Source organism: Cupriavidus nantongensis (assembly GCF_041726985.1).
Lineage (GTDB): Bacteria > Pseudomonadota > Gammaproteobacteria > Burkholderiales > Burkholderiaceae > Cupriavidus > Cupriavidus nantongensis_A.
Genome location: NZ_CP168303.1, coordinates 962821 through 975623 on the forward strand (window position 1 = coordinate 962821; position 12803 = coordinate 975623).

At 66.8% G+C, this 12803-nt stretch carries 10 protein-coding genes and 1 riboswitch; of the genes, 2 read left to right on the plus strand and 8 right to left on the minus strand.

All coding sequences use genetic code 11. The features are described 5' to 3' along the window. Window positions 1–142: 142 nt before the first annotated feature. Both ACEI37_RS15590 and ACEI37_RS15595 read right to left on the minus strand, forming a co-directional pair. A complete protein-coding gene (locus tag ACEI37_RS15590) occupies window positions 143–1549 on the minus strand; it encodes a nucleobase:cation symporter-2 family protein (RefSeq protein WP_373379656.1) in 1407 nt (468 codons plus the stop codon). Between the two features lie 170 nt (window positions 1550–1719). Beyond that, window positions 1720–2487, minus strand: a complete 768-nt coding sequence (locus ACEI37_RS15595; protein WP_373379657.1) for a GntR family transcriptional regulator — start codon at window positions 2485–2487, stop codon at window positions 1720–1722. A 298-nt stretch (window positions 2488–2785) separates the two neighbouring features. Here ACEI37_RS15595 and uraH point away from each other — a divergent pair, with 298 nt between their 5' ends. Continuing rightward, window positions 2786–3139: a hydroxyisourate hydrolase gene (uraH, locus tag ACEI37_RS15600; protein ID WP_373379658.1), complete on the plus strand. Its 354-nt coding sequence runs from the start codon at window positions 2786–2788 to the stop codon at window positions 3137–3139. A 31-nt stretch (window positions 3140–3170) separates the two neighbouring features. After that, a complete protein-coding gene (locus ACEI37_RS15605) occupies window positions 3171–4376 on the plus strand; it encodes a urate hydroxylase PuuD (protein WP_373379659.1) in 1206 nt (401 codons plus the stop codon). Between the two features lie 168 nt (window positions 4377–4544). On the opposite strand, the gene ACEI37_RS15610 is transcribed toward ACEI37_RS15605, so the two are convergent. The 6 genes from ACEI37_RS15610 to xdhB all read right to left on the minus strand — a co-directional run bounded on the left by ACEI37_RS15610 (window position 4545) and on the right by xdhB (window position 12797). After that, window positions 4545–5120 carry a TMEM165/GDT1 family protein gene (locus ACEI37_RS15610; protein ID WP_373379660.1) on the minus strand — a complete coding sequence of 192 codons (576 nt, stop codon included), beginning with the start codon at window positions 5118–5120 and terminating at the stop codon, window positions 4545–4547. A gap of 28 nt (window positions 5121–5148) precedes the next feature. Further along, window positions 5149–5384: riboswitch (yybP-ykoY riboswitch) on the minus strand. A gap of 50 nt (window positions 5385–5434) precedes the next feature. Then, a complete protein-coding gene (locus ACEI37_RS15615) occupies window positions 5435–6583 on the minus strand; it encodes a fatty acid desaturase (RefSeq protein WP_373379661.1) in 1149 nt (382 codons plus the stop codon). Between the two features lie 189 nt (window positions 6584–6772). Further along, the gene (gene guaD / locus ACEI37_RS15620) at window positions 6773–8092 is read right to left on the minus strand and encodes a guanine deaminase (RefSeq protein WP_373379662.1); all 1320 of its coding nucleotides are present in this window, start codon (window positions 8090–8092) and stop codon (window positions 6773–6775) included. A gap of 76 nt (window positions 8093–8168) precedes the next feature. Further along, on the minus strand, window positions 8169–9224 hold the full coding sequence (locus tag ACEI37_RS15625; protein ID WP_062797700.1) for an adenosine deaminase: 1056 nt from the start codon (window positions 9222–9224) through the stop codon (window positions 8169–8171). A gap of 55 nt (window positions 9225–9279) precedes the next feature. After that, window positions 9280–10269, minus strand: a complete 990-nt coding sequence (xdhC, locus tag ACEI37_RS15630) for a xanthine dehydrogenase accessory protein XdhC (protein ID WP_373379663.1) — start codon at window positions 10267–10269, stop codon at window positions 9280–9282. Window positions 10270–10424: 155 nt separating this feature from the next. Next, on the minus strand, window positions 10425–12797 hold the full coding sequence (gene xdhB, locus ACEI37_RS15635) for a xanthine dehydrogenase molybdopterin binding subunit (RefSeq protein WP_373379664.1): 2373 nt from the start codon (window positions 12795–12797) through the stop codon (window positions 10425–10427). Between the last annotated feature and the right edge of the window lie 6 nt (window positions 12798–12803).

Here is a 12803-nt window from a genome sequence, read left to right on the forward strand (position 1 = left end):
CTTCAGGAAACTACCCGGCACCGCCGTCCCGCCGCAGGCGCCGATGGTCATGCAATGAACATGCCAGTCGTGCCGGCGGCGGCGCCGGTCTGCATCCAGGGCCGGAACCTTACGGGCCGGCCCTGCGTTGCCGGTACTTCGATTACTCGGTGCCGTGCGAGTTGGCCGCGGCGTTGCGCATGGCCTCTTCGCGCGACTGGATGCCGTTGTAGAACAGGTTCAGCGCCACCGCCACGATGGTGCCGAGCACGATGCCGCTGTGCGTGAACGGGTCGGTCCACTTGGGCAGGTACTGGAAGAACGTCGGCGCCAGCGTCGGGATCATGCCGAAGCCGATCGAGATGGCGACGATGAACAGGTTGTGGCGGTTGCGGTTGAAATCGCACGAGCCCAGGATGCGGATGCCGGTGGCGGCGACCATGCCGAACATCACGATGCCCGCGCCGCCCAGCACGAACTGCGGCACCGAGGCCACCACGTGGGCCATCTTGGGAAACAGGCCAAAGGCGATCAGGATGATGCCGCCGGCTGCCGCGACGTAGCGCGAGCGCACGCCGGTCACCGTGACCAGGCCCACGTTCTGCGAGAACGAGGTGTAGGGGAAGGTGTTGAAGAAGCCGCCGATCACCGTGCCCAGGCCGTCGGCGCGCAGGCCGCGGGTCAGGTCCTCGTTGCTCAGCTTCTTGCCGGTGATGTCCGACAGCGCCAGGAACATGCCGGTCGACTCCACCAGCGTGATCAGCATGACGATGCACATCGACAGGATCGCGGTCACTTCGAAGGTCGGCATGCCGAAATGCAGCGGCGTGATCACGGCGACGAAGCTGGCTTCATCGAGGCCGTCGAACGACACCTTGCCCAGGCCCATCGCCACCAGCGTGCCGATGATGATGCCGAGCAGCACCGCGCAGTTGGCGACCAGGCCGCGGCCGTACTTGGTCAGCAGCAGGATGATGATCAGCGTCAGGCCGGCGATGCCGAGGTTGGCCAGGTCGCCATAAGCCAGGTTCGGCACTTCCTTGACGACGCCGTCGATGACGGCGCGCGTGGTGGGCTGGCCACCGGCCGACCAGTTGATGGCCACGCGCATCAGCGACACGCCGATCAGCGTGATCACGGTGCCGGTCACCACCGGCGGGAACAATCCCAGCATGCGCCCCATCAGCGGCGCGATCAGGATGCCGAAGATCCCTGACGCGATCACCGCGCCGTAGATGCCGAGCAGGCCGACATTGGGATCGGTACCGATGGCGATCATCGGTGCCACCGAGGCGAAGGTCACGCCCATCATCACCGGCAGGCGGATGCCGAACTTCCAGAAGCCGATGGCCTGGATCAGCGTGGCCAGGCCGGCGGCGAACAGGTCGGCGTTGATCAGGAACGCCAGCTGGTCCTTGGGCAGCTTGAGCGCGCCACCCACGATCAGTGGCACGGCAACCGTGCCGGCGTACATCACCAGAACGTGCTGCAACCCGAGCGCGAGCAGGCGCCCGGAAGGCAAACGCTCGTTGGTGAGGTCCGTCGGGACCGTGGTGCTTGCGGAATTCATTGGTGCGTCTCCTCTCCTTTGGTTTGATGGGAACGCCACGTCCGTGCCGGCAGTTTGGTCGGTGTTGTTATGGGCCCGCCGTCGCCGCGCTCTCGTTTGCACTGCCTGGGCGCGGTACTGACGACGGGCCTGCTGCCTTCTTCTTGCGGGGGCGTGACGGGAACACCGTGCTAGGTGGAGCGGCCTAGTACGCTGCGAAGATCGAAGTTGCCCGGTTCGTCCGGCTGCACGCGGTCGGCGCAGGCGCCAAGGTGGTGCGCCATGCGCGACTGGGCCAGGGCGGCATTGCCCTGTTCGAGGGCGTCGAGGATTTCCTCATGCTCGTCGAACGAGCAGGCGTTGTTGCCCGGCGCTTCCACGCTGGCAATCATCAGCGTGGTGCGCGACACCAGGCGGCGCATCATGTTGACCAGCAGCGCATTGCCCGAAAGTTCCGCCAGCGCGGTGTGGAATTCGGCCGACAGGCGAATCCACCTGGGACGGTCGTGCGTCAGGAAGGCCTGGCGCTCATTGGCCACCATCTGGCGCAGCGGGGCGATCACGGCCTTGACGTCGGCCATGCCGGCCAGCTTTTCCAGCACCGCGCGCTCCAGCATCTGGCGCAGCTCGAACATGTCGTGCGCCTCGTCGGTGGACGGGCTGGCGATAAACGCGCCGCGGTTGGGCTCGAGGTCGACCATGCCATCCGCCGCCAGGTGCGACAGCACCTTGCGCACGGTGTGGCGCGCGGTGGCATAGATCTCGCAAAGCGAATGCTCGGTAAGCTTGGTGCGCGGCGGCAGCCGGTGCTCCATGATCGCGTCGTAGATCTCGTGGTACATGCGCTCCTCGACCGAGCCCTTGCGCGCGGGCTTGGCGGGCTTGCCCGGGATCTCGGTCAGGTCAGCGTCGGCCTTGGATTCGGCGTTGGCGGCAATCAGCTTCAGGCTCTTGGACATCGTGGCACCGGCAGGTCAGGCAGGGCACCGTAAATCCTGCGTATCAGGGTACGGTGATCCAAAAATTGTTGACAATTATTTGGTTACGGCCTCAATATTGTCAACAAAACCAACTCAGGTTTTCGACAACTCAGGGAAATCCCTGAATTGCCAACGGGGAAGTGCAGGCGCATTGTCGCCACGCACCAACCCAGCGCCGGGATGCGTTACCAGACGTACCGAGCGGGCACCATCCCACACATGGTGCTAGTGAAGGCAGCGGCGCCCCTCACAACCCAATCGCAAAAGGACAAATACGATGGGACGCTTGACCACCCATGTTCTCGACACCGCTGCCGGCACCCCCGGGCAGGGCATGTCGATTACTCTCCATAAAATTGTCGACAATCGTCGCGAAACCCTCAAGACCGTGGTCACCAACCACGACGGCCGCTGCGACCAGCCGCTGCTGGAAGGCGCCAACCTCGCCGCGGGCGTGTACGAGCTGGAATTCGCCGCCGGCGATTATTTCCGCGCCCAGGGCGTGAAGCTGCCCGAGCCGGCCTTCCTGGACGTGGTGCCGCTGCGCTTCGGCATTGCCGATGTCAACGCGCACTATCACGTGCCCCTCCTGGTTTCGCCCTGGTCGTACTCGACCTACCGCGGCAGCTGAAGCGGTGGCATAGGGAAACAGGAGACAAGACATGGAAGGCTATATCCTCGACTGGGCCAATATGCTGCTGCGGTGGGTGCACGTCATCACCGCCATCGCATGGATCGGCTCTTCGTTCTATTTCGTGTGGCTGGACAACAGCCTGACCAAGCCCACCGCGCCGGACCTGAAGGAGAAGGGTGTCGACGGCGAACTGTGGGCCGTGCACGGCGGCGGCTTCTACAACCCGCAGAAGTACCTGACCGCGCCCAAGCAGTTGCCGGAGAACCTGCACTGGTTCTACTGGGAGTCGTATTCGACCTGGATGAGCGGCTTTGCGCTGCTGGTGGTGCTGTACCTGTTCAACGCCAGCACGTTCCTGATCGACAAGAACGTATTCGACATGTCGCCCGGCGCGGCGGTCGGCTTCGCGGTGTCGTACCTGCTGATCGGCTGGATCGTCTATGACAGCATCTGCCGCCTGTTCAACAAGAACGACCGCCTGGTCGGCATCCTGGTGGCGATCTACATCGCCGCCGCTGCCTACGTCGCGTGCCATATCTTCTCGGGCCGCGCGGCGTTCCTGCTGACCGGCGCGATGATCGCGACGATCATGAGCGCGAACGTGCTGGCGTGGATCATCCCGGGCCAGCGCAAGGTGGTCGCGGCACTGAAGGCCGGCCAGCCGGTGGACCCGATCCACGGCAAGCGCGGCAAGCAGCGCAGCGTGCACAACACCTACTTCACGCTGCCGGTGCTGTTCGCGATGCTGTCGAACCACTACAGCATGACCTACGCCCACAAATATAACTGGGTGGTGCTGATCCTGATCATGCTGTCGGGCGTGCTGATCCGCCAGTTCTTCATCCTGAAGCACAAGGGCAAGATCAACGTGCTGTGGCCGGCCGCCGGCGTCGCCGCGCTGGGCGTTGTCGCCGTGATGATCGCGCCGCAGCCGCGCCCGGCCGTGGCCAAGGCCGATGGCGAGGCCACCGCGGCGGTCAGCTTCGCCAAGGTGCAGGAAGTGATGAACGCGCGCTGCGTGCAGTGCCACGCCGAGCAGCCGAAGATGATGCCGACCGCGGCCAAGGGCATCAAGCTCGAGACGCCCGAGGAGATCAAGGCCCACGCCCAGCTGATCTACCAGCAGGCGGTGCAGCAGAAGGCGATGCCGCTGGGCAACGTGACGCAGATCACCGACGACGAACGCGCGCTGCTGGGGCAGTGGTTCGAAGGCGGTGCCAAGACGACGAATTAACGTGTTTCTGAACTGAGAAGCATTGGGGCCGGCGCTTGCAGGGCCGGCCCGCGAAATCCGAGCATCGGTGATCGACGGTCCGGAGGGTTGCGCAGTTGGCAGCCGTCAGTACCGGACCGGCGAGGGTTTGAACGGGGCCTTGTGCCCCGTTTTTTTTTGCCTGGCGCTTTATCCGCCGATATTCAGCAGCGCCAGCACCCCCAGCACCAGGAAGATGCCGGCGGCAACCTTGTGCACCAGGCCGATCGGCATCTTGTTGGCGAACCGGTCGCCCAGCAATACGGCGGGTGCATTGGCGATCATCATGCCGAAGGTGGTACCCATGACCACCGCCAGCACCGCATCGCTGAAGCGCGCCGCCAGCGCCACCGTGGCGATCTGGGTCTTGTCCCCCATCTCGGCAAAGAAGAAGGCGACGAGGGTGGTGCCGAGGATGCCGATGAAGCCCTTGACCGGCTTGGCCTGCTCGGCGTCGTCGAGCTTGTCGGGGATCAGCATCCACGCGGCCATCGCGATAAAGCCCAGGCCCAGGATCCAGCGCAGCAGGCTTTCGCCGACCACGTGGGTGATCCAGCCGCCGAGCGCGCCGGCAAAGCCGTGGTTGAACAGCGTGGCGATCAGGATGCCGAGGATGATGGGCACCGGCTTGCGGTAGCGCGCGGCCAGCACCAGCGACAGCAATTGCGTCTTGTCGCCCATTTCTGCGAGGGCGACGATGCCTGTGGAGACGAGGAAGGCTTCCATATTGGTCTTGTGGGGTAACCGGGCCGCAATGCATCGCGAGATGCCAATGACGCAACCCTTTCCCGGCCCGGCCAGAAAGGGATGGTCATCGGTCTCGCCAGGCATGGACGCTGCCTGGGCCGGTCTGGCCAGGCGGGTCCGGAGCTGCGCACGCCATAACCGCAAGCGGTCAAGTCTGTTGACGTACGCCCCTGTCTGCCGGAGTCCGCATTGCGCGGCGCGGCGAGAGCAGGGCGGCTACTCCCCAATGGAAGCGGCGATTATAACCGCGGCGGCGGTGGCGCGTCCACCGCCGCTGGCGGCCGGCACGGGGCTCAGGCCGGCACCGGCGCGTTGTCGCTGGTCTGGCGGCCGCGGAAATCGGTCCAGCACAGCGCCTTGAAGTCATAGAGCTTGCAGCGGCGCGCGGTGTCGAAATACCAGCGCCACGAGAAATTCTCGATGATGATGCGGCCCGGCAGCGCGTGCTCCAGCAGCGCCTGCGCGCGCTTGAGGCGGTACAGCGGCACGCTCATGTCGACGTGGTGCGCGGTGTGTTCCATGATGTGATGCAGCGCCGCGCCGATGCCATGGCGGAAGCGCAGGTGCACGGTGGTGGAAACGAACGGCTGGGCCTTGGCCCACATCGTCTTGGTGTCGTACCAGGCGACGCTGGTGTGGGTATGGTGCACGTACAGCACGAAGCCGACGGTGATGTTCCACACCAGGAAGGGCAGCACGAAGCCGGCGCCAATTAGCATCCAGACGGACTGCTGCGTGGCCAGTGCCAGCCCCGCCAGCGCGCCGATCCAGGCCAGCCCGAACGCCGCCACCAGCACGCAATCGCCGGTGAAGACCGAACGGCGCGTGGCCATCTGGCGTTTGCTGGGGAAGAACAGCTTGCACCACCAGATCTCGACCAGGTAATACAGTCCCGGGCCGAAGCCGGTGCGGTAGATGCGCTCCATCACCCGGCGCCAGCGCGGCAGCGCGTTGAACTCCTCGAGCGAATACGGCGCCCAGACGAAGTCGAAGCCCTTCAGGTTGGTGTAGCCGTGATGGACCACGTTATGGCCGACTTCCCACAGGCTGTACGGTGTCAGCGAGGGCAGGAAGGTCAGCCGGCCCAGCCACTTGTTCAGGCCGCGGCGCGGGGTCAGGCTCTGGTGGCAGGCATCGTGGCCGATGATAAACAGGCGCGCGATCACCAGCCCGGCCAGCACGCCCAGCGCCAGCTTGGCGGCCCAGTGCGGCGCCAGCACCACGCCGGCCAGCACGGCGCCGAACAGCAGGTAATCGAAGCCGAACAGCATCAGCGCGCGCGGCGTGCTGCGCTGGCCAAGCGGGATCAGCCAGCCGCGGATGATCTTGCGCGACGGCAGCGGCGCGTCCGGCGCGATCGGTTCCGGCAGCGGAGCCTGCTGCGGGGCATGGGCGCGCCCGGGGGCGGGGTCGACGGATTGAGCGGATTGATATGCGGTCATGCAGAACCTTCTGATTGCGGTCGTTCGGTATCGGTGCGCGGCAAGGCAGAGTGGCCGCGGCGGAACCGCAAGGTTAGAAGGCTTTGTCGAAAGCAGTCTTGACGGTCGTCAAGCCGGTGGGACGGCGGAAGCGGTAAGGGCGCGCCCGCCGCGGGTGCGGCGGGCCACGGATGCGGAAAGTGTGGCGGATCAGGCTGCCGGGACGCTGGCCGGCTCGCCCATCACATAGACGCTGTCGATCACGCGGTCGTCGCCCAGCATGGCAAAGGCGAACAGCTCTTCTTCCAGCGTTTCCGAGCGGTTGCTGCGGCGTGCGATCAGCGGCGTGGCCTTGGGGTCGAGCACGATGAAGTCGGCCTCGCAGCCTTCGCTGAAGCTGCCGACGCGGCCGGTCCAGCCCAGCGCCTCGGCCGCGGCGCGGGTGGCGAGGTAGAACATGCGCAGCGCGGTCAGATAGTAGCCGCCCATACGCGCCACCTTGTGCGCGGCGTTCATGGTGCGGAACATCGAGAACGAGGTGCCGCCACCGACGTCGGTGGCCAGCGTCACGTTCAGGCGGTTGGCATCGGACTGGTGGAAGTCATAGAAGCCGCTGCCGAGGAACAGGTTGGAAGTCGGGCAGTGCGCCACCGCGGCGCCACTGTCGTCCAGCCGGCGGCGGTCGTCCTGGTCCAGGTAGATGGCGTGGCCGTACATCGCGCCCGGGCGCAGCAGGCCATAGCGGTCGTAGACGTCCAGGTAGCTGCGCGCGTCCGGGAACAGCTCGGCCACCCATTTGACCTCGTCGCGGTTCTCGGCCACGTGGGTCTGGATAAAGGCGTCGGGGTAGGCGCGCGCAAGCTCGCCGCAGGCCGCCAGCTGCGCCTCGGTCGAGGTCGGCGCGAAGCGCGGCGTGATCGCGTACGACAGGCGCCCCTTGTTATGCCAGCGCGACAGCAGGTCGGCCGAGTCCTGTGCGCCGCTTTCGGCGGTGTCGCGCAGGAATTCGGGGCAGTTGCGGTCCATCATCACCTTGCCGGTGACCATGCGCAGGTTGCGCGCCTCGCTCTCGGCAAAGAGGGCGTCGGCCGAGGCCTTGTGCACCGTGCTCCAGACCACCGCGCTGGTGGTGCCGTTGCGCAGCAGCTCCTCGGTGAAGAAGCCGGCCACGCCGCGCGCGTAGTCGGGGTCGGCAAAGCGGCGCTCTTCGGGGAAGGTGTAGGTGTCGAGCCAGTGCAGCAGGCCCGGCGACGGCGACGCAATCATGTCGGTCTGCGGGTAGTGCACGTGGGTGTCGATAAAGCCGGGCACGATCAGCTTGCCGCGGTGGTCGATGACCTCGGCGCCGGCCGGGATGCGCGCGGCCAGTTGCGCGTAGTCGCCGGCGGCGGCGATGCGCCCGTCGGTGACGATCAGCACCCCGTCGTCCCAATACTGATACGCGTCCTCATGGAATTGCGGGTCGCGCAGGAAATGCAGCACGCGGCCGCGGATGGCGCGGGTACGGGAGTCAGTAGCGGGGTTCGTCATGGTTTGTCTCTTGTGGCCGGCCCGCGCGGCACCGTATGGTGCAAGCAGCAGGCCGGGCTATTGGCATGCGCCGTGCTCAGGCCGCGGGGGCCGTCGCGGGCGGGGACTTGGGCGGCGCGGACCAGAAGTGGTCGACTTCCGCCAGGAACTCGGCCTTCTGCATGGCGGGCAGGAAGGCCGCTTCAAAACTGTTGCGGGCCAGCTTGTGCGCGTCAGCCGCGTCCAGCGGCAGCGCGTCGAAGGTGGCTTCCCAGTTCGCATTCATATAGCCGCCGAAGTAGGCCGGGTCGTCCGAATGCAGCGTGATTGCCACGCCCGCATCCAGCATGCGCTTGAGCGGGTGGTCGCGCAGGTCGGGATAGACCTTGAGCTTGACGTTCGACAGCGGGCACACCGTCAGCGCCACGCGCTCGCGCGCCAGGCGCTCGACCAGCGCGGCGTCGTCGATGGCGCGCACGCCGTGGTCGATGCGCTCTGCCTTCAGGATGTCGAGCGCATCGGTCACGTATTGCGCCGGACCTTCCTCGCCAGCGTGCGCCACCAGGTGCAGCCCGAGTTCGCGCGCCCGGGCGAACACGCGCGCGAATTTCTCCGGCGGGTTGCCTTTCTCGGACGAATCGAGCCCGACACCGACGAAGCGGTCCCGGTAGGGCAGCGCCGCCTCCAGCGTGGCAAACGCGTCTTCCTCCGACAGATGGCGCAGGAAGCACAGGATCAGGCTGCTGGAAAAGTCGTATTCGGTGCGCGCCTGCGCCAGCGCATCGGCAATGCCGTCGATCACCACGCCGATCGGCACGCCGCGCGCGGTATGGGTCTGCGGATCGAAGAAGATCTCGGCGTGGCGGACGTTGTCGGCGACGGCGCGCTTGACGTAGTCCATGGTCATGTCGAAGAAATCTTCCTCGGTCAGCAGCACGCTGGCGCCGGCGTAGTAGATGTCCAGGAACGATTGCAGGTCGGTGAAGGCATAGGCGGCGCGCAGCGCGTCGACGCTGGGGTAGGGCAGCGCCACCTGGTTGCGCTGCGCCAGCCGGAAGATCAGTTCCGGCTCAAGCGTGCCTTCGATATGCACATGCAGTTCGGCCTTGGGGGTGCGGCGGATCTGTTCCGCGAGCGCGGCATCGATGGTCATGGGGGCCTCGTTTCTGGGCTTTTCTGTGCCGGCCGGCAGCGCCGGCGGCACGGGTTCAGGGATGCACCGTCTCCGTGCGGCCCGCACGCAGCGCGGCAAGGCGCTGTTCGCGGACCTGGAGCAGCTGGGCGACGATGGCAACCGCAATCATAGCCGGAGCCTTGTCGGTGATCCCGGGAACCCCCATGGGGCATGTCATTTCCGCAAACCGGGCCGGGTCGATGCCGTGCTCGGCCATGCGGTGTTCAAAGCGCGCGCGCTTGGTCTTGGAACCGATCAGCCCGAAGTAGGCGAAATCGGTACGCTTGAGGATTTCCTCGCACAGGGTCTGGTCGAGCGCATGGCTGTGCGTCATCACCAGGAAATAGCTGCCCGCCGGCGCCTGCGCGACCACGGCCTCGGGTGTGTCGCTGGGCTCGGCCTCGACGTTGTCGGGCAGGCCACCGGGGAACAGCGTGTCGCGCTCGTCGACCCAGTGCACGCGGCACGGCAGCGTGGCCAGCACCTTGACCAGCGCATGGCCGACATGGCCGGCGCCGAACAGCACCACGTGCATGGTGTCGGGCACCAGCGTGTCGGTCCAGCTGCCGTCCGCTTGCAGCTCCACGCCGGCCAGCACCGCGCGGCTGTCGCAAAAGGTCACCGCGCCGCTGGCCGGCACCTGCCGCTGCAGCGCGCGCTGCGCGGCGAAATTGCGCTCGACCGCATCCAGCCAGGCCAGGTCGGCCTCGCCCAGCACTTCGAACGCCAGCTGCACCACGCCGCCGCAGCACTGCCCCAGCGCCGGGCCAAGCGGAATGCGCTCGATCCGGCGCGGCTCGCCACGCACCAGCATCTCGCGGGCGATGTCCATGCCGCGCCATTCCAGGTGGCCGCCGCCGATGGTGCCGACCAGGTCGTCGGCGCTGACCAGCATGCGGATGCCGGCCTCGCGCGGCGCCGAGCCCTTGACCTCGACGATGGTGACCATCGCCACCGGCACGCCGGCGCGCACCATGCGGGCGGCGTCGGCGAAGCGGAAGGGTTTGAGCGGTGCGTCCTGCATGGTCGGGGGCCTTGTGGTGATGCGTGGTATCGCTTGTGGTATCGCTTGCGTCAGTGGTGGCGCGCGCCTGCTTCTTCCGCCGGCCCCTCGCCTGTCAACGCAGTCGAGGGGGGAAAGTCCGGGGCGTCCGCAGGCGCGCGCTTCCTTGCCACCGTTCAGGCTGCGGGAGCAGCCACCCGAGCAGCCCCTTGCGCCGCCGCCGCGCGCACGGCATCGACAGCATCGAGGATCGCCTCGCTGGTGGCCGGGGCCTTCAGCGGCGGGTTGATGCGGTAGTCGCCCAGCGCGGCCACGGCGTCGCGGATCGCGAAGAATACCGAGAACGGCAGCAGCAGCGGCGGTTCGCCCACCGCCTTGGAGCGGTGGATGCTGTCCTCGACGTTGCGGTTCTGGAACAGGCGCACGTTGAATTCCTCGGGGCAGTCGTTGACCGTCGGGATCTTGTACGTCGACGGGGCGTGCGTCATCAGCTTGCCGTCCTTGTTCCACCACAGTTCCTCGGTGGTCAGCCAGCCCATGCCCTGGATGAATGCGCCTTCGACCTGGCCGATATCGATCGCCGGGTTCAGCGAGCGGCCGGCGTCGTGCAGCGCATCGGCGCGCAGCAGCTTCCATTCGCCGGTGAGCGTGTCCACCAGCACCTCGGAGCACGCGGCGCCGTAGGCGAAGTAGTAGAACGGGCGGCCCTGCAGCGTCTTCTGGTCCCAGTGCAGCTTGGGCGTGGTGTAGAAGCCGTCGGACCACAGCTGCACGCGCGCCACATAGGCTTCGCGCGCCAGCTCGCCGAACGACAGGCGCAGCTCGCCGGCGCTGACCAGGTCATCGTTGAAGCGCACCTCGGACGGCTCCACGCCGGCCTTGCGCGCGGCAAACGCGGCCAGGCGCTCGCGGATCTGCCGCGCCGCGTCCTGCGCGGCCTTGCCGTTCAGGTCGGCGCCGGTCGAGGCCGCGGTGGCCGAGGTATTGGCCACCTTGCTGGTGTCGGTCGCGGTCACGCGCACGCGTTCCATGCGGATGCCGAGCTCGTGCGCCACCACCATCGCCACCTTGGTGTTCAGGCCCTGGCCCATTTCGGTGCCGCCGTGGTTCACCAGCACCGAGCCGTCGTTGTAGACGTGCACCAGCGCGCCGGCCTGGTTGTAGTGGGCCACGTTGAACGAGATGCCGAACTTCACCGGGGTGATGGCGATACCCTTCTTCAGCACCGGGCTGGTGGCGTTGAACGCGCGTGTAGCCTCGCGGCGGGCGCGGTATTCGCTGCTGGCCACCAGTTCGTCGATCAGCTCGTGGATGACATTGTCTTCCACGGTCTGCCCGTAGGGCGTGACGTTGTTCCCGGTCTTGCCGTAGAAGTTGACGCGGCGCACGTCGAGCGAATCCTTGCCGACGGTGCGGGCGATATTGTCGAGGATGTACTCGACCGCGAACGCGCCCTGCGGGCCGCCGAAGCCGCGGAAGGCGGTGTTGCTCTGCGTGTTGGTCTTGCCGCAGTAGCCGTCGATCTGCACGTTCGGCAGCCAGTAGGCGTTGTCGAAATGGCAGATGGCGCGGGTCATCACCGGGCCCGACAAGTCGGCCGAGAAGCCGGCGCGCGACACCATCTCGACCTTGACGCCTTCGATATGGCCTTCGTCGTCGTGGCCGACGCTGTAGTCGAACACGAAGTCATGGCGCTTGCCGGTGATCATCATGTCGTCGTCGCGGTCCGGGCGCAGCTTGACCGGGCACATCAGCTTCCACGCCGCAAGTGCTGCGCAGCAGGCGAACAGCGCCGACTGCGATTCCTTGCCGCCGAAGCCGCCGCCCATGCGGCGGCACTCGACCAGCACCTGGTGCGCATGCCAGCCCAGCATATGCGCGACCGCGTGCTGCATCTCGGTCGGGTGCTGGGTCGAACACCACACGTGCATGCCGTCGTTCTCGCGCGGCGCGGCGTACGAGATCTGGCCTTCGAGATAGAACTGCTCCTGGCCGCCGAGGTGGATCGTGCCGCTGTCCTGGTGGGCCGCGCCGGCAATGCGCGCGGCCGGTTCGCCGCGCGTCAGGTGCATCGGCGGCAGCACATAGCTGCCGGCCGCGTGCGCGGCCTGCGGCGACAGCACCGGCGGCAGGTCTTCATAGTCGATCACGCCGAGACGCGCGGCACGGCGGGCCGCATCATGCGAGGTCGCCACCACGATAAACACCGGCTGGCCGATGAACTGCACCACGCCACGCGCCAGGATCGGGTCGTCATGGATGATCGGGCCACAGTCGTTGGTGCCGGGGATGTCGTCCACCGTCAGCACGTCGACCACGCCCGGTGCGGCGCGCACTTTGTCGAGCGAGACCGACTTGATGCGCGCGTGCGCGCGGGTGCTCATGCCGAGCGCGGCGTGCAGCGTGCCGGCCAGCTCGGGGATGTCGTCGGTGTAGGTGGCGGTGCCGGCCACGTGCAGGTGGGCGGATTCGTGCGGACGCGAGATGCCGACCTGGGGTACCTGTTCGGCGGCGGCGTCGAGCAGGAAGGGTTCGGTTTGCTTGTTCATGCCGAT

Bases quoted from the DNA above. Each gene is read 5' to 3' on its own strand.
- ACEI37_RS15595 (WP_373379657.1), bottom strand. From the start codon at position 2,487: ATGTCCAAGAGCCTGAAGCTGATTGCCGCCAACGCCGAATCCAAGGCC.
- ACEI37_RS15625 (WP_062797700.1), bottom strand. From the start codon at position 9,224: ATGACCATCGATGCCGCGCTCGCGGAACAGATCCGCCGCACCCCCAAG.
- ACEI37_RS15590 (WP_373379656.1), bottom strand. From the start codon at position 1,549: ATGAATTCCGCAAGCACCACGGTCCCGACGGACCTCACCAACGAGCGT.
- ACEI37_RS15610 (WP_373379660.1), bottom strand. From the start codon at position 5,120: ATGGAAGCCTTCCTCGTCTCCACAGGCATCGTCGCCCTCGCAGAAATG.
- xdhB (WP_373379664.1), bottom strand. From the start codon at position 12,797: ATGAACAAGCAAACCGAACCCTTCCTGCTCGACGCCGCCGCCGAACAG.
- ACEI37_RS15615 (WP_373379661.1), bottom strand. From the start codon at position 6,583: ATGACCGCATATCAATCCGCTCAATCCGTCGACCCCGCCCCCGGGCGC.
- guaD (WP_373379662.1), bottom strand. From the start codon at position 8,092: ATGACGAACCCCGCTACTGACTCCCGTACCCGCGCCATCCGCGGCCGC.
- ACEI37_RS15605 (WP_373379659.1), top strand. From the start codon at position 3,171: ATGGAAGGCTATATCCTCGACTGGGCCAATATGCTGCTGCGGTGGGTG.
- uraH (WP_373379658.1), top strand. From the start codon at position 2,786: ATGGGACGCTTGACCACCCATGTTCTCGACACCGCTGCCGGCACCCCC.
- xdhC (WP_373379663.1), bottom strand. From the start codon at position 10,269: ATGCAGGACGCACCGCTCAAACCCTTCCGCTTCGCCGACGCCGCCCGC.